This window comes from Dyadobacter sp. CY345 (assembly GCF_021502725.1).
GTDB lineage: Bacteria > Bacteroidota > Bacteroidia > Cytophagales > Spirosomataceae > Dyadobacter.
In genome coordinates this window covers 36,646-57,958 of sequence record NZ_JAKFFS010000005.1, presented here as the reverse complement: position 1 = coordinate 57,958, position 21,313 = coordinate 36,646, and the positions used below count along the sequence as shown (strand labels likewise).

The window sequence follows — 21,313 nt, the reverse complement described above, 5'->3', positions numbered from 1 at the left end:
AATCAGAAAAAACCTAACAACTATATCTGTTTTCTCCTATTTTTGAGAAACATCAAAAAATACCTTTTAAAGATGACATTATCTGCCTCCGCTGTTTTTCATATAACCGATGGATATGAAGAATCTTTTAGTAAAATCGAAAATGGACAAAAATTAACTACTGGGAAATTTTTTATTTTTTACGAAGGCGAATTATCGGGAGAGAGTGTGATAATGGAGCTGAAAAATTATCTTAATGATAAGAAGGCGACCGTTTATGGGTTAGAAAGATTTACGGGGACACTAGCCGGGAAAAATGGCAGTTTTGTCCTGGAACATTCAGGCGTTTTTGAAAACGGAGTAATTACTTCTACGAGAAAGGTTGTCGCCGGAAGCGGAACAAACGAGCTTGCCGGCTTACGTGGCGAAGCCATTTTTACTTCCGGAGAATCAAAAGAATTCCACCTGACCTTAAATTATTCATTTACAGCGTAATCGTTAAATTTTTTTGGACATCCAAAGTTCGCATGAATGATGTCCGCTATTGCCTAACGGGTTTTTGAGTAAAGTAAAACCCAATCTTTCATAAGCTTTAACAGCTTTGTCAAGTTCTGGCATAGTTTCAAGGTATATCCTTGAAAATCCCTGGTTTTTCGCCTCTGCAATACATTTTTCAATTAGTGTCTTGCCTAAACCTATACCCCTTGCCTCAGGTATCAGATACATTTTAACCAATTCCAAGGTATCATCAGGCAACCCATCCGTTGGAAAAATTCCTGCGCCGCCCAAAAGTTTGCCGTCGCTTTTTGCTACAAAATATTTGCTGTTTTTGACCATGAATAGATCGCTCAAATGATCGGTACTCTCGTCGTAATATACAGTTCCCGGCTTGTCCGCGTTAAATTCCTTTAATGTATTCCGGATGATTAACGCCAATTCAAAGTTATCGTTCTGATCAATTTCTGTTATTTCAATGCTCATTTCAATATCGTATTTTTACAAAATCCATTCGATTCCGTCATTTTCAAGTGTAATCAAAACAGCTGCGGCAGATTTTCCCTCAGCGGTATATACCTTCACAAGTCTTTTAAGATGCTGTCGCGACTGGTCACTTCCAATACCCGCAACAAAACTCATAAATACATAACTTTCATCCGGTAATTGGACGATTCGATCTACATGAAGCATTTTTCCACCTGGAAGCAGCAACTCTTTGTTCACCTGGATCTTGACCGCTTCGCTGTAAAGATCTTTCAACGACTCATTCTTAAATAAATCAGTCAATTGAAAATAGAGGTTTTTCGCTTCTTCACGTGTTACAATACCATCCCGTACCAGCTGACCTTCCGCGTCACCCAAATCCTTGACCCGATTCATGGTGATCAGCAAATGACGCATTTTTTGAAGATGATCTTTTTTTCGCTCGAAAGTTTCAACATCAAAAATCCGCTCAGCCATTCTCCGAAGTCGTAACGAATCCGTTCTGTCGTTGCTGATTATATCATCAATAATAAAACTTTCTGAATTGCTTCTCGCATGAGCGTGAAAATAATCCCCGTCTCCCTGGGAAAGAACATACTTGCTTTCAATCTCGTTGTAAGCTGGCTGGAAATTTTCCTGCGAAAGAAAATCATGCATCCAGTTGCTGACCTGAGATGATTGGTTCCAGTTTTTTTCACGTTTTGACAAAACATAAAGGCGTTGGACGGGGCGGGTGAAAGCTACGTATAGCAGATTCAAATTTTCAACCAGAGTACGCGTTTTCTCGTCCTGATACTGTTCGGCAACCAGCGTATTATCAAGATCTTTGACAACGGAAACCAGCGAACTTTTCAGTTTTTTCCCTGCGGCCACTTCTTCATTTTTTTCAGCAAGACTTAGTTCATCGTAGGAAATATCTTCCAGATCAATCCAGAGCCGATCCAGTTTCGCGTTAGGCGTTACTTTCCAATTTGCATAAGGAACGATAACAACCGGATATTCAAGCCCTTTGGATTTATGAATCGTTGTGATTCGGAGCGCATCAGTATCCGACGGAATGGTGATTGAAAGTTTATTTTTTGCTGTTTCCCAATGTTGCAAAAAGTCACCCAGATGATTACTTCGTCTCGTCCCAAATTCCAAAACAACATCGAGGAATCTGAATAAATATTCACTTTCGGTTTTGTTTTCGAACAAACCAAAAGTTTGCATAAGCAGCTCGCTTAATTCGAAAACGGTCAACTGCCTCATCCTGAATGCTGTCAGCTCTACGCCATATTTAGCAAAATAAGCAAGAAAACTATCCAATCCTTTGAAGATACAAAGCTCGCGAAGGGCTTCATGTTCCTGCGCCGTCGGAATTTCTTTTCTTATAACGCGATGAAATAAATAAGCTGCTTCGTATCGCTTTAAACGCTGATCAGTATGTAAAACTTCCATAAAAGAAATTACAAAATGAACAGAGCGCGAGTAACCCAGCGACAACGCATCATCCGAGATAAGTGGATAACCAATTTCCTTTAACGCATTGGCCAGCGAAGTTGCTTCTTTCTTTTTGCGGCATAAAATCGCAATATCTCTCCACTGGTAACCAGTCTCCCGGAGTTCAGTGATCAATTCCAAACTTCGTTTTACAATCGCGTCATTTTTCGTTTCAACCTCTGAAAATTCATCCGCACCCTCCTGCATATCTAAAAATTCCAGCTGCACATGCCCGCCATCCTTTACACCATCCGGAATTTCCTGTTTAAAATTTTCGTCGTAAACCGACTTGATTAATGGAAATTCCTGACCTACCGTATCTGAAATAAATCCAAAAAATTGATTATTAAACGTTGTAATTTCCCGATAACTTCTACGATTTGTTCGCAAATGATCAATTTCCAACTGGCTGTCAACGCTCCATAATCTTTCTTCATTATAAACGTTATTTCCTAAAATCGGGACGAGCGCCATAACCTGATTTTGTGCGAGATGAAGGATCAAATCCATATCTCCACCGCGAAACCGGTAAATTGATTGCTTGGCATCACCTACGATCAAATTGAAATAACCGTCTGCCAAAGCGTTTTCGATCAGCGGAAGCAGATTGGCAAATTGCAGTTTTGATGTATCCTGAAACTCGTCAACCAGAATATGATTATACTTTTCTCCCAGTCTTTCAAAAATAAAAGGAACAGGTTCTTTCGCGACGATTTCAAGAATTCTTCTGTTGAAATCTGAAATATGAACCTGATTATTTTGCCTTAGAAGTGCATCAAATTCCTTCCTGATCTCTCCCAGCAGCGACAGATTATAAAGATGTTTTTCAAGTTGTTGGTATAAAGTTATCTTCTGCGATTCACCATTTCTTATATTTTCAATTGCATGATACAACCGCTCCAATTCGGCACGGATGGATTCAATTTTGTCCTTAATCGGCGCAGCAGTTTTGGCACCATACCAGTTCTCTTCCCCGATCGTTTTTCCGCTCACGTACGAATTTGGAGCTGTCCAGATATTTTTACCCTCACTTCTGTCCTTGAAATAACCATATATTCCTCTCGCTCCCTGGTAAAAATCCTTATCTGTTAAAAACTCATTAACGATCAGCTCAAAACCGCTCAGCGCCAAACGTTTTATAGACTCTTCTCTCCCTTTCACAAACGCACGCATTTGATTGCGGATCGCAACCCAGTCGCCCATCTGCAAATTGGAAACACGCTGCATTTGCAAATAACTTTGTTCGCTCAGCAGCGTACCGGCAGTTTCACGGATCTGCGCAGGCAAAGATGCCCAGCTCTTTCCTTCTTCTGCTTTTTCACGATAATATTTTTCAACAATATCCGATAGAACATCCTCCCCTTCCTGCCCGATCCTGGCGAGGAGACGATCCACCGCTTCGTCCAGCAAAGTTCCGTCAAGTTGGGTCTCAAAAACGAAGGGAATACCAAGTTCATCCGTAAAACTGCTGATCAGGCGTTGTGTGAATTTATCGATCGTCATCACAGAGAAATCAGAATAACGATGAAGTATCTGCCTGAAAACCAGTTGTGCCCGCACCGAAATCAGCTCTTTTGCTCCTGCATATAACGCCGGATCCGTCAGGGTCACCGGATATAATTCGGTAACTACATCACGGAGCATTGGATGTTCTGCTGCCGTTGACGTCATCGCATCTGAAAATGTTCTCAGCATAAGGAGTATGCGTTCCTTCATTTCGTTTGCTGCGGCATTGGTAAAAGTGACAGCAAGAATCTGCCTGAAATAGGTATCCGAATTGGAATGGAGGGCAAGTTTCAGATATTCTTTTGTAAGTGTGTATGTCTTACCTGAACCCGCCGAAGAGCTGTATACTTTAAACACGTTGGATATACTTTTGAAGAAGTAAATGTTGCACTTGAAAATGCGTTGACCAATTTACAAAAAAAGCAGGCTGATGCCTGCTCTTACTATGCGATATGACGGTATTATCTTAATTACAAATTGAAGCGAATACCTGCTGACAAATTCGGACTGAAATAAAATGGTCTTGGTAATAATTCAATGTAAGTTCCACCTTCCAAAAATACCGAAATGCGGTTATTCGGAATGAAATATTCTACACCACCAATCGCTGATCCACCCAGAGAAATTGTTTTTTCACGGTCTCCGGGAGCGGGAAGCAGTCTTTTATTGTCTGGATAATAATTCCGGCTATTTACCTGTCCACCCAAACCGTAATAGATTCGAACAGCTTCTGAGTTAAAAAGTGGCGTTGTCCATAAATAATGAACCTGGACCGCTAAACCAGTCGTTTTATACCGTCCACTTCTATAATCCCGGTCGTTGGAAAATACGCCGCCATAAGTTCCTATGTTTACATCGATTGCGTGGATATTATTGAAATATTTTCGAATGTTAACGCCGGTTGGTTCTCCTAATTTAAAACCGACAGCCCAGTTGTTATCTTGCGCCTGAGCTAAACCGAAGCAAAGTGTAAAAGTTAGAATAAGTGCTAATTTCTTCATAATTAAATAGTTGGTGCGGGGTATTGTTAGTTGATGTGATGAATTTTTGTGTTTTATGCAATAACGATATTTTGCTGATATTTTTTTAAGGATTCCACTAAAACCTCATTTTCATCTGCCGTGCCGACGGTAATACGAAGGCAGCCTTCACAGAGATGTACGCGTGATCTGTCACGGACAATAATCGCTTCATCGATCAGATAAGTCATTACAGATTTTGCATCATCAAAGTGAACAAGCAGGAAATTAGCATCGGATGGAAATACTTTATTCACCAACGATAAATTTTCCAGCATCGTACGTAAAGAAGCCCTTTCTTTCAGAATTTCTTTGACCATCTCATTTTTCTTTTCCTCTGCCTCTAAACCTTCGAGAAGCGCTTTTTGAGCCGGAAGACTGATATTATAGGGCGACTTGATCTTATTCAGAATCCTGATCAACTCCGCAGAAGCAAAACACATACCCGCACGCAGGCCGGCAAGTCCCCATGCTTTGGAAAAAGTCTGTAAAACGACAAGATTTGGAAACTCATCCAAACGGCCTATCCATGACGGCGCATCGGTAAAATCCACGTAGGCTTCATCCACGACAACCAGCCCGTTGAAATTTTTCAAAAGCGTTTCAATGGTAGTATCCTGCATCACATTTCCTGTCGGATTGTTTGGTGTACAAACCCAGATAATTTTAGTATCTGGCGTGATTGCCTTTAAAACAGCTTCTACGTCGATATGGTAATCGGCGGTTAGAGAAACTTTATCTATCTGCACATTATGAATTGACGCACTTACTTCATACATGCCATAAGTCGGTGGCAAAATAATGACGTGGTCTTTTTCAGGTGTACAAGTCGCACGGATCAGTAAATCTATTGGTTCGTCGCTTCCGTTTCCCAGAAAAATTCTTTCGGTATCTATTTTTTTAATCGGACTTAATTTTGCCTTGATCTCAGCCTGATATGGGTCAGGATATCGGTTATAATGTTCAGCCGTCACGGATCCGTAAGGATTTTCATTGGCGTCCAGAAATATACCGACATGCCCCGTGTATTCGTCACGTGCGGAAGAATATGGAGCCAGCGTTAAGATGTGGGGGCGAATGACCGAATTCAGGTCGAAAGAATTATTCATCAGTGCTACTATTTGAGAGCTTCATGCCAGCAGTTCCGGCTTCATCTCATTATTAATTAAAACAATCTTTTATCAAACTGAAACGGTTCCAAATCAATTATTTTCATCAGAGCTGCTTCTGGATGTGCGGGATTTATCAGGTAATTTTTCTCAGCCGGAACAATCGCAGAAGGTACGCTCATCAGCAATGATTCATTTCCTTGCAGCCAAGAATCGCCAACTTCTTTACTCCACTGCTGATCCTCATACCAGTCACGAATCGGATAAGTAAGATTTATAATCGATACTGAATCTGGTATGAATATGACCACCACGACATAACCTTTGGGAGGAATAGGCTGTTGCCAGTGCACAATTATTTCCAGCATAGCCAATGACCTCCGTGATGATGTATAAAGCATCGAATTCTGTGGAGTATTCCAGCGTCCACCATGATAATAAGCCCCTATCCCACTCAGGTCATTCTGGTATTCCGCCCTGGTTATCCTGAATAACTCCATTTATGCAAAAATCCCGTGTTCAATGCGCCCCAGTTCTGTTTTTATCAATTCGATCCCCGCATGCGTGCGAAGGAATTGAATTGGTTTTTCATTACCAAGAACTAAAATGTCGCGATTCAGCCAATCCAGAAAATATTCTCTTCCTAAAACGCGGGTACCTACTGAAAAAAGATCTGCCAAAGCAATCAAATGGTCAGAGACCACATTGCTCAACAGATCCGTATCATTATAGCGCTGCAAATTCCTTGGTGTTACGGGAAGAAGTAAAATAATATCCTTCAATTCCAGACCAACAGAATCAGCAAGATGCTGAATCGCTGCTTTTGGAATACCGTTTTCCGCAAGGTATGCAAGATCAAAATCATTTTTCACTGAATGTTTAAGGACTGTATAGCCTCCCAAACGCTCATTAACCATAAATGCTGTCATCTTTTTCAATATTTAAAAGACCAGAAATTAGTCCTCCAAATATACGACATTTTTCCTACTATTATAATTATCGAATTTTATATTTTATAATAACGAAGCTAAACGAATGCTCACTGCCTTTTTATGCGCATCCAAAGATTCAGCCTCTGCCATCGCCTCAACAGTCGGACCTATGTTACGAATCCCTGTTTCGGTGATATGCTGCACAGTTATTTTTTTCACGAAACTATCAACCGAGACACCGCTGTATGCGCGCGCATAACCATTTGTTGGTAAGGTATGATTAGTACCTGACGCATAATCTCCACAAGATTCAGGTGTGTAATTTCCAAGAAAAATCGACCCTGCGTTGAAAATTTTGTCCGCCACATTTTCGGCATCCTTTACACTTAGAATTAAATGTTCCGCCGCATAATCGTTCAGTATGTCAATTGCTTCGTAAGTAGAGTTGACAAGAATCGCCTTACTGTTTGCGATGGATTGAGATGCAAGATCGCGACGAGGAAGTTGTTCTAGCTGCGAAGAAAGTTCTTCATTTACTTCTGCTAAAAACTTCTCACTCGTAGATACCAAGAGCACCTGGCTATCAGCACCGTGTTCAGCCTGGGATAACAAATCAGCCGCTACGAAGGACGCAACAGCAGAATCATCCGCATAAACCGCAACTTCCGAAGGGCCGGCAGGCATATCTATCGCAATCCCTTCCTTACTGATCAGCATCTTTGCAGTGGTTACATACTGATTTCCAGGTCCAAAAATCTTGTATACTTTTGGAACACTTTCCGTACCATAAGCCATAGCAGCAACCGCCTGCGCACCTCCAATTCTGAATGCCGAAGTAACGCCAACCAGCTTTGCAGCGAATAAAATGGCAGGATGATTTGAAGGCGTACATAAAATAACTTCCTTACAACCAGCCAGTTGAGCAGGAATTCCCAGCATCAAAACCGTACTGAATAATGGCGCCGTACCACCAGGTATGTAAATTCCAACTTTCTCAATACCGACACTTTTACGCCAGCAGGTAACACCCGGCATCGTCTCAATCTTTTCGATCGATTGAATCTGCGCTTTATGGAAAGTGTATATATTCTGATAAGCCTGACGAATCGCTGCTTTCAGAGTTTCATCCAGCTGATCTTCCGCCGCATCAAATTCTTCTTGTGAGAAAGCGAAATCTGTTAGATCAATTCCATCGAATTTTTTAGCCAGTTCACGCAGTCCTTCGTCACCTTTTGTCTTTACCAAATCCAGAATTGGCAAAACTTTTCCCTCAATAGCAGAAGAATCCTGAACCGGCCTGGTAAGCAATTCAGGCCATTCGCTTCTTTCAGGATAAGAAATTATATTCATAACTGATTTATTATTCACCGCCAGGCCGAAAGCCGATTGCCGACAGCCGATAGCCATTTAAAGAATCATTTTCTCAATCGGAATTACTAAAATTCCCTCGGCACCCGCCAGTCTGATTTTCTCGATATTTTCCCAAAAATCATTTTCATTGATCACCGAATGAATCGAACACCAACCCTCAGTTGCCAAAGGCATTACTGTCGGCGCTTTCATCCCCGGAAGATATTTAGTGATTTCATCCACCGCATTTGTTGGGCAGTTCAATAGAATATATTTGTTGTTTTTTGCAACCTGAACAGATTTAATACGGAACAAAAGCTGATCCAGTAATTGCTGTTGCTCCGCTGTTAAATGTTTGCTGGCGATCATCACCGCTTCCGATTTGAAGATCGTTTCGACTTCTTTAAGACCATTACTCAGCAACGTACTTCCAGAGCTTACGATATCACAAACGGCATCAGCCAGACCGATACTTGGCGCGATTTCCACAGACCCACTGATTTCATGAATCTGCGCAGTTACATTATTTTCAGCAAGATATTTCCCTAAAAGTTTTGGATAAGAAGTGGCAATACTTTTCCCTTCAAGATCCTGAACACCAGCATAATCATGCTCTCTTAAAACACCAATCGAAAGACGGCATTTTGAAAAACCAAGTTTATGAACTGTATCAACATTTCTATCAGATTCTTCCGAAACATTTTCGCCAACAATTCCAAGATGTGCAACACCATCCTCCACATAACCCGGAATATCGTCGTCACGCAGAAATAAAATTTCAGCAGGGAAATTGGTCGCAGCAGTTTTAAGTTTTCCGGCGCCGTTATCAAAACGAATCCCGCATTCCTTGATCAGTTTCAAAGAATCTTCACTTAACCTTCCTGACTTTTGTATTGCAATTCGTAATATATTGTTCATGATTTTCAAAAAATTGGCCGAGGCGTTTTACGGTCAGCTTAAAATCCAATGATTATTTATTTATTAAATGACAGCAGCAATCAACTCTTCAATTGATCCCTTTTGCTGCTCTCCGGTTTTCATATTTTTCAAAGTCAGTTGTCCGGTATTCATTTCATCCGACCCAATGAGGATCACAAATGGAATATTTTTTCGGTCGGCATAATCCAGCTGTTTTTTCAACTTTACGGAATCCGGATACATTTCAGCATTAAGTCCTGCTTCACGAAGTTTAGGCAAAACAGATAAGCCATACTTAAAAGCTTCCTGGTCAAAATTTGAGATCATTACCTTTGTGCTGATCGTCTGATTTTCGGGAAAAAGATTTAACTCTTCCATGACGTCATAAATCCGATCGACACCAAAAGAAATTCCGACACCGGAAATTCCGGGCACACCAAAAGTGCCGGTCAGATTGTCATATCGTCCGCCTCCACAGATACTTCCAATCTGGACATTGTTTGCCTTAACTTCAAAAATTGCCCCTGTATAGTAAGACAAACCTCTGGCCAACGTTACATCAAACTGGATCTTAGAATTTTTCAGCCCGAGCGATTCCACCATACTCCAAACATGTTCCAGTTCGTCTATTCCCTTCAAACCAATTTCAGAAGAAGCAAGCCAGCTTCGTAAATCCGCAAACGGATTTTTTCCGCCCGTCAAAGAAAAAACAGGATCGAGCAAATTTATGCTTTCCTCAGAAAAATTACGCTCACGTAATTCGTCAACGACTTTTTCTTTTCCAATTTTATCAAGCTTATCAATCGCTACACAAAGCGTTCCCTCCTGCCCATGCGCGCCAATCATATCTGCGATTCCGGTCAGAATCTTTCGGTTATTAATTTTTACTGTAAAATCTTCAATACCAAGCTTTGGTAAAATATCATGAAGCAACAGAACAATCTCCGCTTCACAAAGAAGTGAATCCGTTCCAACGACATCTGCATCACATTGATAAAACTCCCTGTACCTGCCCTTCTGCGGACGATCTGCGCGCCAAACCGGCTGGATCTGATATCTTTTAAAAGGCATCACCAATGTTCCGCGGTTCATCACGACATAACGTGCAAAAGGAACTGTCAAATCATAACGCAGACCTTTTTCGGAGATTTTGCTTGTTAAAGGTTTATATCCCGCGTTCCAATCGGTATCACTAAGTTTCCCGCTGAAATCGCCGGAATTCAAAATTTTGAAAAGAAGCTGGTCTCCCTCGTCGCCATACTTCCCCATCAAAACGGATAGATTTTCAAAAGCCGGAGTTTCCAGTGGCTGAAAACCATACCGTTGAAAAGAGCGACGAATGGTATCAAATATAAAGGTGCGTTTCACCATTTGTTCGGGACCGAAGTCACGGGTGCCGCGGGCAAGGCTTGGTTTACTCATTTAATTCTTAATTCTTTCAAATAGTCAATGGCTGTTGCAACAGTTTAGTTCCTTCATTTCAATTTTCGTCTGAGTTTGCAGACTTTCAATCCAAATCAGACTAAAATAAAAGCGATACAATCAGCATTTAAAAACGTAAAGTTAGAGAGGTTATGCAATTTTTATGACTATTTACTACTTTATTTACGCAATTTTCCTTAATTTTGCGGCTCTTTCACAAAACAATAATTTTAAAATGGGAGTTACGGAATTAAAACGTAAAAGTCGTAGAAATAAAGCTGTTGCAAATAATCGTACAGCAACAATCAAAAACCTTTTGCGTAAGCCAGAAGTAAGAAATGTCGACGTTGAGGCTATCAAAGCACAGTTTGAAGCTAATAAGCAATAATCAAGCGCCTCTCCGATACTATGTTATCAACAAGTCCCTGTCAATCTGTTTTGGTAGGGCTTTTTGTTTTTTTGTCGGATTTGCTCTTTCGTGCTGGGACTTTACGAACCTCCTTGGCATTGACTTTACGCAATAGCTGGCGCATACTGCGTCTGGTTTCACGGCGAACATCAAGTAATATACGAAATCGTAATGCTTCTCCGAAAAAAATCAGTCCGGTATTAATCAAGGCAAGACTGTAAAGCCCAAGCAAAACCCAAACCTGTGTCGGCTCGCCGACGCGGCGCTGATGCACAGCTTCGTTAAGAACCATAAGACCACAACTGAATAAAACAAGTCCCACAGGGGCCAGTATCAGCCACTTGGTACGCGTTGACATTCTTTTAATAAGTTGTTTGCCCGGTGGCTTTGGATTAACTGCTGGAATCATTTTAAGAGACTATTACCTTGTAAGAACATAAAATTATTAATTTTTAATCAATTGGTTTAATGAAAGCCATCATTAGTTTAGTTTTACGTTACATTCCCCGTCCATACCTGCAATTAGTTGGCCATTGGGTCGCCCGTTTTCTGAGTATTTTTTATATTGGAAATAAGGTAGAATGCCCGGTTTGCAACAGCCATTACCAGAAATTTTTACCTTATGGCCGGAATACTTCAAGCCGCGATAACGCGCTGTGCCCCCATTGTTTATCGCTAGAAAGACACCGTTTGATGGGATTATATCTCAAACGTAAAACTAGCTTTTTCACCGCTGATCTTAAAGTGCTTCACGTTGCGCCCGAGTACTGTTTTATCGACCGTTTCGAGCACATGAAAAATCTTGATTATATTACAGCAGACATCGAATCTCCGTTGGCGAAAGTGAAAATGGATATTCATGATATACCTTTTCCTGACAATACATTCGACGTCGCGTTTTGCAATCACGTCATGGAACATGTTGATGACTATATTCGTGCCATGAGTGAACTTCACCGCGTTTTGAAACCAGGAGGCTGGGCTTTGATCCAGTCGCCGCAGGATATGAAATATGAAGTTACCTATGAAGATCCGACCATCACAGATCCAAGAGAACGTGAAATTCACTTCCTGCAAAATGACCATTTACGTCTTTTTGGAAGAAATTATGGAAGAGAGCTGGAAAAAGGTGGATTCACTGTTAAGGAAGATCGTTTTGTAATGGACGAATTGACACCGGCAGAAGTGAAAAAATACTCTCTACCTAGCCAGGAAATTGTTTATTTTTGCCAAAAAATAGCGTGAAATTAAAAGAGACAGAATCAAAATCCTGTCTCTTTTTTTTATATCAAGATGGATACTCAATGGCTGCGCCAGTCTCCCGATGCGATTTTTTCTCCCATATCCTCGTCCAACCTTCCTGTATAAACCCTACGCCGTAACCGAAAAGCTGAACGAAAGCAGCGATTAGACTCAAACTCGCCACGTGCAGGCTTTTTGTTGTTTTAAGCGCATCACTGAATAAAAGAATTACGTAGAGCGATAATCCTGCAAGGCCGAGAAAAAAAAATGGTTTAAAAATAAAAAACCAGAAAGGTATACTGCATACACCAACAGTGAAAAGCAGCGGGAAAGTGTGTACCAGTTTTAGCTCATCCGGATAAAAACGGGCAATATTGATTCTTGCACGTCCGAAGAATTTTAGCTGGCGAAAAAATTGACCAAATTGCGTTCTGCGTTTGTGATAAATAAATGCTTCCGGAATAAGTGCAGACTTGAAACCAAGCCTTAAAGCAGCAATACTGAACAAAATATCCTCTCCCATCCTGCTTGTCAAAAAACCTCCCGTCCGCTCCCAAACCGCACGTGAAAGCCCCATATTGAAACTCCGTGGATGAAATGTTCCACCCATGTTATTTTTTTTACCGCGTATCCCTCCTGTTGTGAAGAAGGAAGTCATGGAATAACTGATTGCCTTTTGGATGGGAGAAAAAGACGGATGGTCTGTATCCGGTCCTCCATAAAGGTCAACATATTCATTATTAAGTTTCGTATCAACGATCGACAGGTACTCTGGTTCAATCAATGCATCCGAATCTAAGAGAATAAAATAATCTCCGGAAGCTTTCTCAAAACCAGTATTTCTTGCGAAACCCTGTCCACCATTTTCTTTATAGAAATAATGTACGTCCAGACGGTTTTTGAAAGATTCCACAACGTCATCAGCCATGATTTTAGAACCATCTTCAACGATAATTACTTCAAAATTTTTGTACGATTGTGTACAAAGACAAGTCAGTAATTCCTGCAATTCGTCAGGACGGTTATATACAGGAATTATGACAGAATATTTTCGCATCGCCTAGCCGATTACTTCCTGAAGAGACTCTTCGTTCGCTTGAATAATTCTTTCGATATGGCTGTCTTCCAGAGCGGTTGACAAAAACATACTTTCAAATTGTGACGGGCCCATATATATTCCTCGGTCCAGCATCGCATGAAAATACTTACCAAATAGCGGCAGATCCGACGATTTTGCTGACGGAAAATCAGTTACTTGCTGCTCTGTAAAAAACAAAGTATACATTGAACCGACGCTATTGATCGTATAATTTAAGCCTAATTTTTTCATAGAATTCCGAAACCCGTTGACCAGCTTATGACCCGACAGTTCAAGTTGTGAATAAACCTCAGGATGCTCATTCAGATAATTCAGCATAGTTAAGCCGGCTGCCATAGCAATCGGATTACCGGACAGTGTTCCTGCCTGATAAACAGGCCCTAGCGGAGAAACCCAGTTCATAATCTCAGCCTTCCCGCCATAAGCACCGACTGGCATACCTCCGCCAATTATTTTACCCAAAGTCGTTAAATCTGGTTTGATCCCGAAACGTTCCTGCGCACCACCTTTTGACAAACGAAATCCTGTCATCACCTCATCGAAGATCAAAACGATTCCTTCTTCGTCACAAATTTTACGCAGTCCTTCCAGAAATCCGTCAGCTGGCAATACGCAACCCATGTTACCGACAACAGGTTCAAGAATCAATGCTGCGATATGTCCCTTATTGGCATCAACCAATTTCTGCACTGCTTCAAGATCATTATATGGAGCCGTTAGTGTATCGTTCGCCACACCTTTTGTCACGCCAGGACTATCTGGAGTTCCAAAAGTTACAGCTCCACTTCCCGCAGCAATTAAAAAGCTATCACCGTGTCCGTGGTAACATCCTTCAAACTTGATAATTTTGTCACGGCCTGTAAATCCTCTTGCGACACGAATAGCAGACATGGTCGCTTCCGTACCCGAGTTCACCATACGAACTTTTTCGATCGACGGAACCATTGAAGTGATCAACTCCGCCATTTCAACTTCCCGTCTCGTTGGAGCGCCAAAGGAAAAAGAATGCTGAATCGCATCAGAAACTGCTTTTTGAATTAACTCATGCCCATGACCAAGAATCATCGGTCCCCAGGAATTTATTAATTCAATATATTCATTATCGTCTTCGTCATAAATATATGGCCCTTTCGCAGATTTTATAAAAACCGGAGAACCTCCAACCGCGCGAAAGGCACGTACGGGCGAATTCACACCACCCGGAATAAAATTTTGCGCTTTTTCAAATAACGCCTGACTTGTTGAAATATTCATAATTTAATTATCTAACCGGCACCCATTTTGTGCCACTATATTTTAATAACGGCTGAATCTGATTTTCGCGTGACTTTGTATAGTCAAAACCTGAAAGAAGGTAATCATCATCATACTTTCTCATCTCCAAACCTCGTTTAAGACTATCCTTGTACTTGGCGAGCATACGTCCGAAAAACAGTAACTGGTCATATCCCTGATACGAATAAGAAGACGGGAAAGTATTTGTTGCTGCCCAGTACTCCTTTTGAAATTCCCGAACCTGATCCTTTTCACGATCAATGTAATCAGTTTCGATCAGATAAAGCCGCGAACCGTATTTACCCAGACGGGATTGCTGCAAATTGAAACTGGCAGAATTAGCCAAAACCGGAACTGTCGTTAATGTTCTTGCATTTAAAACATCAAGTACTGTAGCACCTGAACTTCCATCGGAAGCAAAAACTGCAACGTGCGAAGGCTTAGTTGTCGTAAATTGTGACATTTTATTTTCGAGCCATTCTCTGTCCGCAATGATTTTCAGCATTTCCAAAACCCGTCCGCCGCGCAATTTAATCTCGTTTGCATAAGAAAAAGCCATCACGGAATCTTTCGCATTATTCCCATAATAGATGGCTACGGCCGGTCCCGGTGCGACAGACTTCATCCATTCCGCAGCTTTTTGAATCTGAAACTGAATAGAAGGATGTGCCAGATACATATTTTCTCCCCGGGATAACAAGCTTGCGTCTGTTGACAAAGGATTGAGCATGAACATGTTGGCATTTGTTACATATCCGGCGGCTACGTCAAAAGTACTTGGATACAACGGGCCGATAACAAGGTCGGACTGTTGAAATTCAGAATTACCTATAATTCCACTAATTGACTTTGCCTCATTCGTGACGTCATAAGCCAGCAGATTAATTTTGACACCTTCTGTGTCCAATTTTTTCTGCGCCTGCACCAGCCCAAGATAATAGTCGTATGCAAATTGATTGGTTCTTCTTTTTGAAGTATTAAACTCGTCCAACCGAAAGGGCAGCATAACCGCAACATTTAAATATCCTTTCTCCCATTGTCCCTCAGTTTTCGGAATGCTTTTTTGCGGACCGTCTGCCTCCGTAGATTTTTTTTCCTTACTGCTTACTTTAAATTGAGCTATTAACTGTTCTGCTTGCAAAGCGTCAGTTTTGGTTGATGCAGGGGAACGATCAATAAATTGAATGAGCTCGATTGCTATGTCACGATCCTCAGGAAATTGTCTCTGAATTTCCTTCAATTTATTTAAGTCTTTTATCTCTCCAAAATAATGCTGTTTAAGAGCCTGGACGTCTTTATTATACGAAGAGTCTTTGATTCGCTGTAAAAATCCAAGGCCTTCCTTATACTGTTCCGTAGCAAGATGATTGGCTCCAAGAAGATAGTAGGCGTCATTAACTTTGTTCCAGGCCGGATAACGGCTGATAAGCTGAAGAAGCATTTGCTTACTTTCTCTATATCGTTTAAGATTATAGGCGCTTAACGCGTAATAATAATGCGCATACGGCGAATAGGGAGCCTGAATGTTGGTACTGGTTAAAGGAGCCAGTTTTTCAATGGCAATATTATAAGCCCCTTTTTTTACATCGGAGACAGCTGCTTTATATTTCGTTTCATTTTGTGCTGGTGTTTGAGCCATTGAAAAGTTGCTCAATCCGGCAAAAATGAATAGTATTAACAAAATGGAAAATCTCATTGGCGTTTTAGGCAGATTAAATTTGGTGGGTCAAATTACGAAAACCGTTTTTAGGGAAAAAGAAACGGGCAATGTTTCCTTGCAGAAACATTGCCCCTCCTCGATTGGTAAAATGCCTTATTATTTACGTTTTGTACGTTTTTCTAAGTCAGCTTGTTTCTTTTTAGCTTCATCAGCAGCCTGTAACGATTTTTCAAGATACTTCTGGAACTTCGTTTGCTTTTTCTCTCCCGAAGCATTTTTCTTACGATTTTCTTCAAGAATATTCCTTATTTTATCTTCGTTCACAAACTTTTTGATCAGCAATTGCTGTCCGATTGTAACAACGTTGGAAACAAAATAGTAGAACGTCAAACCAGCAGGGAACGAGTTCAGAACGAACATGAACATCAGCGGCATGATATAACTCAGCATTTTCATGTTCACCGGACCGGGCTGGTTCGGTGTAATCTGATTGTTATAATATGCATATCCGATACTTGAAATCGTCATCATGATCGTGAACAAACTCACGTGATCTCCATAAAAAGGAAGCGCAAACGGAAGTTTGATAAATGTATCATAAGTCGACAAATCGCCAGCCCAAAGGAAAGATTGCTGCCTTAGCTCGATCAGGTTTGGGAACAGGAAAAAGAGCGAAAACAGAATAGGCATAGTCGCAAGTACTGGTATACAGCCACTTAGCGGACTTACACCAACTTCCTGATACAACTTCATTTGATCCTGCTGTTGTTTTGCAGCGTCATCAGGATTTTTGGCTTTAAGTTCTTCCAGCTCAGGAGCGAGCAGTTTCATTTTAGCCATACTGATGTATGATTTGTAGGTCAGCGGCGTCAGCAGCGTTTTTACAAATAATACAAGACAGATTATTAAAAGACCATAATTTGAAATAAATCCTTCCAAAAAGTTAAATAATGGAACTAGGAAGTACTTATTAATTGGTTTCAGAAATGCGTAACCCAGATAAACGTTTTCCTCAAAATTCTCAGCCTGAACTTTTTGAACGATATGGTAATCATTTGGCCCAATGTAGAAGTGGAAATTTGCTTCGTTTTTCTGAACGGCCGACATGGGGATTGACGCTGCAACATTCGCAGTTTTCACAATCGTTGTGTCATTGACATTCACATCCGTTTTAACATCCACATTTGTAAACGGGTGTTTTTCAGCAATTAAACCAGCAAGAAAATATTTATGCTTAATGGTAAACCATTTAACAGGATCTTCTGCTTTTGCTTCTTCGTTTGCAGTTGGGCTTTGTGATAAACTATGCAGTCCGTCGGTATAATAATTGACTGTAATCGCCTTACGGTTTTCAGTCATATCATTTTCAAGTTTCAGAAGATCATTTTTCCAATCCAGCTGAATTGACTTATCACCGGCTACGAGGCTATTGGATTTGATACCATAGTCAATCACATAACCAGTGCCGTGAACAACGTAGGTTTGTTCAACAAACTGGTTTTTACCCAAATCAGTACGATAAGTGATTATTGCCGAATCCTTCGCTGCAAGCGTTTGACCTTTTGAAGAAGTCGTGAAAAACTGATCAGCCAAATTTACATTCCCTGTTTGTGTCGGGAAGTTAATTTGAAATTTATTGTGGTTTTCAACGATAAGGTAAAGGGGTTTTTTATCATAAGTTTTGTATTTTTTCAACATTACTTCTTTTAAAACACCACCCTTATTTGTAAAAACAATACGGGAATCTGTGGTTTCTATAACCAGGTCCTGAGGGGCGATTTTCACTACGGCTGTATCGCCTGATACGGTTGCCTGCGTCGTGGTATCTGCTTTTATCGCTGCTTGTGCTGTGGCAGCCTTGGCAGAGTCCGAATTCACTTGGGCTATCGGAGCGGGTTCAACTGGTTTTGGAACCAGAAACTGATAGCCGACCAGCATTAGCATTATAAGTACTAAGCCGATTACAAAATTTTTATCCATTCTAAACTAAAAATTATTGAAATATTATCCTCTTCGGGAGGGCAAAGGTAATAAGTTTTTCCTGATTGGCTTTCCTGATTAGAGGAATAGATCAAATCAGGACACAACTGAACGTTTTTCCAATGAATATGTCAACGCCGCTTTTACGAAATTTACGAACAGCGGATGCGGGTTCATAACCGTACTTTTCAATTCAGGGTGAAACTGCACGCCCACGTAAAAAGGGTGTCCCGGAAGTTCCACCATCTCAACCAGATTGTTGTCCGGATTGATACCAGTAGCCATTAGTCCTTTCTCCTCGAAAGCTTTCAAATATTTGTTATTAAATTCGTAACGGTGACGGTGACGTTCTTTAATATTCAGTTTTCCGTAGATTCGGTTAGCAAGAGAATCTTTTTTCAACCGGCATGGATAGGCGCCCAAACGCATCGTTCCGCCCATATTGGCAACATCTTTCTGATCTTCCATCAGGTTAATGACCGGATGTTCTGTTGAGGCATCCATTTCCACAGAATGCGCGCCTTCCAAACCAACAACATTACGAGCATACTCAATGACAGCCATTTGCATACCTAAACAAATGCCGAAGAAAGGAATACCATTTTCACGAACATACTGGATCGCTTCAATTTTTCCGTCAATCCCGCGTTCCCCAAAACCAGGAGCAACCAAAACACCATCCAACCCGGAAAGTTTTTCAACTACATTTTCGGGCGTAAGGCTTTCAGAATGTATCCACTCAATCGTCACTTTACACTCATTAGCCGAACCTGCATGAATGAATGATTCAACAATAGATTTGTAAGCGTCATGTAACTCGACATATTTTCCAACCAAACCAACTCTGATGGCGTCGATCGGATTTTTTAGTCGAGAAAGGAATGTCTTCCAGGCATCAAGGTCAACGTCTTTATCATTATATATGTCAAGCATATACAGTGCACGCTGATCCAGTCTTTCTTTTAACATCAACAACGGCACAGCATAAATTGTGTCGGCGTCCATGGCTTCGATAACGGAATTAACCTGAACGTTACAGAACAATGCAATTTTCTTACGAAGATCTGTTGGCAATGGATGTTCGGTACGACAAACAAGAATATCCGGCTGGATACCTGATTCCTGCAACATCCTTACCGAGTGCTGCGTTGGCTTTGTTTTTAATTCACCCGCAGAATTCAGATACGGAATAAGAGTCAGGTGAATGATTAATGTGTCGTGGTGTTCCAGTTCAAATTTTATTTGACGAACTGCTTCCAAAAAAGGAAGTGACTCAATATCACCTACACAACCACCAATTTCAGTAATAACAATATCATAATCACCGGTTTGACCCAGCAACATCATATTTCTTTTTAACTCATCGGTAATGTGAGGAACAACCTGAACAGTTTTACCAAGGAAATCTCCGCGTCTTTCAGCGGTTATAACATTGTGATAAACCCGACCAGTAGTAACATTATTTGCCTGAGAAGTGCTGACGTTTAAAAAACGCTCGTAGTGACCTAAGTCAAGATCCGTTTCCGCACCATCGTCCGTTACGTAACATTCGCCATGCTCGTAAGGATTCATAGTTCCCGGATCAATATTTATATACGGATCAAATTTTTGGATTGTGACTGAAAGCCCTCTGGCTTGCAGCAATTTAGCGAGAGATGAAGCTATAATCCCTTTACCTAATGATGATGTAACACCGCCCGTAACGAAAATGTACTTAGCGGTCTTTCGTGCTTTGGAAGCCATAAGACTTTGCTTTTTTTCTATGATTACGGGATACAAAAGTACAGCAAAAAAGACAGATTTTCATGACTTGGGCTTGAAATATTTCTATAACCCTGCGTAAGCGATTGTAAGTCTATGTAATAACCGCATAAAAAAATTTTATTTGAACATTTCCGGGATTGCACTTATGCCGCTAATCCGCCTTAAAAATACAATTTTTCGTATGTCAGGTTATATTTTATGACCCAGACAGGATTCAAGAAATTTGATTATTTTTAGCAAACACTAAACCTTTACTTAATTAATCTGACTTATGAAAAAGTATATTCTATTCCTTTGGGTCAGTTCTGTCTCTTTTATAACACAGGCACAGAATGTAAAACCAGAACCTTTCTCCCCTATACGCGTCATTGTTTTCGGTGCTCATCCCGACGATTGCGACCTGGGAGCCGGTGGCATTGCTCTGCTTTATTCTTCAATGGGGCATAAAGTGAAATTCGTGTCGCTGACAAACGGAGATAAAGGCCATCAGAGCATGAATGAGGGGCAGATTTATTACCGCCGACTGAAAGAAGCGAAGGAAGCTGCAAAACGTTTTGGAATTGAATATGAAGTTTTGAAAAATAATGACGGTGAATTGATGCCGACGCTGGAAAACCGCCTTGAAGTGATCAGGCAGATCAGAAAGTGGAACGCAGACATTGTGATTGCCCCAAGAACTAATGATTATCATCCGGATCATAGAAATACCGGCGTCATTGTACAGGATGCTGCCTATCTGGTCATCGTTCCTAATATTGCAAGTAACGTTCCGCCCTTGAGAAAAAACCCTGTGTTTCTTTACTTTCGTGATCGTTTCCAAAAGCCGAATCCGTTCAGGCCGGATATTGCTGTCGATATCACCGGGGTAATGCCACAGAAAGTTCACGGTCTGGACGCACACGTTTCTCAATTTTATGAATGGTTGCCGTGGACAAATCAGGACCTGGAAAATGTTCCAAAAGATTTGGAAGAACGAAAAAAATGGCTCCTGGCGGCAATGGAAAAAAGATCATCTGTGACGCCTGAAATAAAGATTTCTCTGGATAAGTGGTACGGAAAAGAAAAAGCGGAATTGGTAAAACAGGCGGAAGTTTTTGAAATCTGTGAATATGGAAAACAACCGACAACGGAAGAAATCAGGAAGTTATTTCCAATGCTCCCCTAAAAATGAAGGATCTTACAGATG

At 40.9% G+C, this 21,313-nt stretch carries 19 protein-coding genes; 4 read left to right on the top strand and 15 right to left on the bottom strand.

Annotation, left to right across the window (positions count from 1 at the left end):
• The first annotated feature begins 72 nt into the window (after positions 1 to 72).
• Entirely contained in the window at positions 73 to 474 is a 402-nt protein-coding gene (locus tag L0657_RS20875; protein WP_235152710.1) for a DUF3224 domain-containing protein, read from the top strand.
• 3 nt (positions 475 to 477) lie between these two features.
• Here L0657_RS20875 and L0657_RS20870 read toward each other — a convergent pair whose 3' ends face one another.
• From L0657_RS20870 to hisS, 9 genes are all read right to left on the bottom strand, one after another.
• Positions 478 to 960, bottom strand: a complete 483-nt coding sequence (locus L0657_RS20870; RefSeq protein ID WP_235152709.1) for a GNAT family N-acetyltransferase — start codon at positions 958 to 960, stop codon at positions 478 to 480.
• Between the two features lie 15 nt (positions 961 to 975).
• Positions 976 to 4,305 carry an exodeoxyribonuclease V subunit beta gene (locus L0657_RS28065; protein ID WP_235152708.1) on the bottom strand — a complete coding sequence of 1,110 codons (3,330 nt, stop codon included), beginning with the start codon at positions 4,303 to 4,305 and terminating at the stop codon, positions 976 to 978.
• A 113-nt stretch (positions 4,306 to 4,418) separates the two neighbouring features.
• The gene (locus L0657_RS20860) at positions 4,419 to 4,949 is read right to left on the bottom strand and encodes a hypothetical protein (RefSeq protein WP_235152707.1); all 531 of its coding nucleotides are present in this window, start codon (positions 4,947 to 4,949) and stop codon (positions 4,419 to 4,421) included.
• Between the two features lie 53 nt (positions 4,950 to 5,002).
• A complete protein-coding gene (gene hisC / locus L0657_RS20855) occupies positions 5,003 to 6,076 on the bottom strand; it encodes a histidinol-phosphate transaminase (RefSeq protein WP_235152706.1) in 1,074 nt (357 codons plus the stop codon).
• Between the two features lie 56 nt (positions 6,077 to 6,132).
• Entirely contained in the window at positions 6,133 to 6,576 is a 444-nt protein-coding gene (locus L0657_RS20850) for an RES family NAD+ phosphorylase (RefSeq protein WP_235152705.1), read from the bottom strand.
• Positions 6,577 to 7,005: an antitoxin Xre/MbcA/ParS toxin-binding domain-containing protein gene (locus L0657_RS20845; RefSeq protein WP_235152704.1), complete on the bottom strand. Its 429-nt coding sequence runs from the start codon at positions 7,003 to 7,005 to the stop codon at positions 6,577 to 6,579.
• 84 nt (positions 7,006 to 7,089) lie between these two features.
• Positions 7,090 to 8,358, bottom strand: coding sequence for a histidinol dehydrogenase (gene hisD / locus L0657_RS20840; RefSeq protein WP_235152703.1), 1,269 nt, complete (start codon positions 8,356 to 8,358; stop codon positions 7,090 to 7,092).
• A gap of 57 nt (positions 8,359 to 8,415) precedes the next feature.
• Complete coding sequence (gene hisG, locus L0657_RS20835; protein ID WP_235152702.1) at positions 8,416 to 9,276, bottom strand: ATP phosphoribosyltransferase; 861 nt, start codon at positions 9,274 to 9,276, stop codon at positions 8,416 to 8,418.
• A 63-nt stretch (positions 9,277 to 9,339) separates the two neighbouring features.
• Positions 9,340 to 10,698: a histidine--tRNA ligase gene (gene hisS, locus L0657_RS20830; RefSeq protein ID WP_235152701.1), complete on the bottom strand. Its 1,359-nt coding sequence runs from the start codon at positions 10,696 to 10,698 to the stop codon at positions 9,340 to 9,342.
• A 163-nt stretch (positions 10,699 to 10,861) separates the two neighbouring features.
• Here hisS and L0657_RS20825 point away from each other — a divergent pair, with 163 nt between their 5' ends.
• Positions 10,862 to 11,086, top strand: a complete 225-nt coding sequence (locus L0657_RS20825; RefSeq protein WP_235153183.1) for a hypothetical protein — start codon at positions 10,862 to 10,864, stop codon at positions 11,084 to 11,086.
• A gap of 40 nt (positions 11,087 to 11,126) precedes the next feature.
• On the opposite strand, the gene L0657_RS20820 is transcribed toward L0657_RS20825, so the two are convergent.
• On the bottom strand, positions 11,127 to 11,465 hold the full coding sequence (locus L0657_RS20820; protein WP_235152700.1) for a hypothetical protein: 339 nt from the start codon (positions 11,463 to 11,465) through the stop codon (positions 11,127 to 11,129).
• A 110-nt stretch (positions 11,466 to 11,575) separates the two neighbouring features.
• Here L0657_RS20820 and L0657_RS20815 point away from each other — a divergent pair, with 110 nt between their 5' ends.
• Complete coding sequence (locus L0657_RS20815) at positions 11,576 to 12,352, top strand: class I SAM-dependent methyltransferase (RefSeq protein WP_235152699.1); 777 nt, start codon at positions 11,576 to 11,578, stop codon at positions 12,350 to 12,352.
• Between the two features lie 43 nt (positions 12,353 to 12,395).
• Here L0657_RS20815 and L0657_RS20810 read toward each other — a convergent pair whose 3' ends face one another.
• From L0657_RS20810 to L0657_RS20790, 5 genes are all read right to left on the bottom strand, one after another.
• Positions 12,396 to 13,406, bottom strand: coding sequence for a glycosyltransferase family 2 protein (locus L0657_RS20810; RefSeq protein WP_235152698.1), 1,011 nt, complete (start codon positions 13,404 to 13,406; stop codon positions 12,396 to 12,398).
• A 3-nt stretch (positions 13,407 to 13,409) separates the two neighbouring features.
• A complete protein-coding gene (gene hemL / locus L0657_RS20805) occupies positions 13,410 to 14,702 on the bottom strand; it encodes a glutamate-1-semialdehyde 2,1-aminomutase (RefSeq protein WP_235152697.1) in 1,293 nt (430 codons plus the stop codon).
• Positions 14,703 to 14,709: 7 nt separating this feature from the next.
• Complete coding sequence (bamD, locus tag L0657_RS20800) at positions 14,710 to 16,419, bottom strand: outer membrane protein assembly factor BamD (protein ID WP_235152696.1); 1,710 nt, start codon at positions 16,417 to 16,419, stop codon at positions 14,710 to 14,712.
• Positions 16,420 to 16,539: 120 nt separating this feature from the next.
• Positions 16,540 to 18,363 (bottom strand): membrane protein insertase YidC, encoded by a 1,824-nt coding sequence (gene yidC / locus L0657_RS20795; protein WP_235152695.1) that lies wholly within the window; start codon positions 18,361 to 18,363, stop codon positions 16,540 to 16,542.
• Between the two features lie 96 nt (positions 18,364 to 18,459).
• Positions 18,460 to 20,106, bottom strand: a complete 1,647-nt coding sequence (locus L0657_RS20790) for a CTP synthase (protein ID WP_235152694.1) — start codon at positions 20,104 to 20,106, stop codon at positions 18,460 to 18,462.
• Positions 20,107 to 20,398: 292 nt separating this feature from the next.
• On the opposite strand from L0657_RS20790, the gene L0657_RS20785 reads away from it, so the two are divergent.
• Entirely contained in the window at positions 20,399 to 21,292 is an 894-nt protein-coding gene (locus tag L0657_RS20785) for a PIG-L deacetylase family protein (protein WP_235152693.1), read from the top strand.
• Positions 21,293 to 21,313 lie beyond the last annotated feature (21 nt).

What these genes read in the sequence shown, in the direction of transcription:
- L0657_RS20875 (WP_235152710.1), top strand. Translation starts at nt 73, where the DNA reads ATGACATTATCTGCCTCCGCTGTTTTTCATATAACCGATGGATATGAA.
- L0657_RS20870 (WP_235152709.1), bottom strand. Translation starts at nt 960, where the DNA reads ATGAGCATTGAAATAACAGAAATTGATCAGAACGATAACTTTGAATTG.
- hisC (WP_235152706.1), bottom strand. Translation starts at nt 6,076, where the DNA reads ATGAATAATTCTTTCGACCTGAATTCGGTCATTCGCCCCCACATCTTA.
- hisD (WP_235152703.1), bottom strand. Translation starts at nt 8,358, where the DNA reads ATGAATATAATTTCTTATCCTGAAAGAAGCGAATGGCCTGAATTGCTT.
- L0657_RS20785 (WP_235152693.1), top strand. Translation starts at nt 20,399, where the DNA reads ATGAAAAAGTATATTCTATTCCTTTGGGTCAGTTCTGTCTCTTTTATA.
- L0657_RS20850 (WP_235152705.1), bottom strand. Translation starts at nt 6,576, where the DNA reads ATGGAGTTATTCAGGATAACCAGGGCGGAATACCAGAATGACCTGAGT.
- yidC (WP_235152695.1), bottom strand. Translation starts at nt 18,363, where the DNA reads ATGGATAAAAATTTTGTAATCGGCTTAGTACTTATAATGCTAATGCTG.
- L0657_RS20820 (WP_235152700.1), bottom strand. Translation starts at nt 11,465, where the DNA reads ATGTCAACGCGTACCAAGTGGCTGATACTGGCCCCTGTGGGACTTGTT.
- L0657_RS20860 (WP_235152707.1), bottom strand. Translation starts at nt 4,949, where the DNA reads ATGAAGAAATTAGCACTTATTCTAACTTTTACACTTTGCTTCGGTTTA.
- hisG (WP_235152702.1), bottom strand. Translation starts at nt 9,276, where the DNA reads ATGAACAATATATTACGAATTGCAATACAAAAGTCAGGAAGGTTAAGT.
- L0657_RS20810 (WP_235152698.1), bottom strand. Translation starts at nt 13,406, where the DNA reads ATGCGAAAATATTCTGTCATAATTCCTGTATATAACCGTCCTGACGAA.
- hemL (WP_235152697.1), bottom strand. Translation starts at nt 14,702, where the DNA reads ATGAATATTTCAACAAGTCAGGCGTTATTTGAAAAAGCGCAAAATTTT.
- L0657_RS20790 (WP_235152694.1), bottom strand. Translation starts at nt 20,106, where the DNA reads ATGGCTTCCAAAGCACGAAAGACCGCTAAGTACATTTTCGTTACGGGC.
- L0657_RS20825 (WP_235153183.1), top strand. Translation starts at nt 10,862, where the DNA reads ATGACTATTTACTACTTTATTTACGCAATTTTCCTTAATTTTGCGGCT.
- bamD (WP_235152696.1), bottom strand. Translation starts at nt 16,419, where the DNA reads ATGAGATTTTCCATTTTGTTAATACTATTCATTTTTGCCGGATTGAGC.
- L0657_RS20845 (WP_235152704.1), bottom strand. Translation starts at nt 7,005, where the DNA reads ATGACAGCATTTATGGTTAATGAGCGTTTGGGAGGCTATACAGTCCTT.
- L0657_RS20815 (WP_235152699.1), top strand. Translation starts at nt 11,576, where the DNA reads ATGAAAGCCATCATTAGTTTAGTTTTACGTTACATTCCCCGTCCATAC.
- hisS (WP_235152701.1), bottom strand. Translation starts at nt 10,698, where the DNA reads ATGAGTAAACCAAGCCTTGCCCGCGGCACCCGTGACTTCGGTCCCGAA.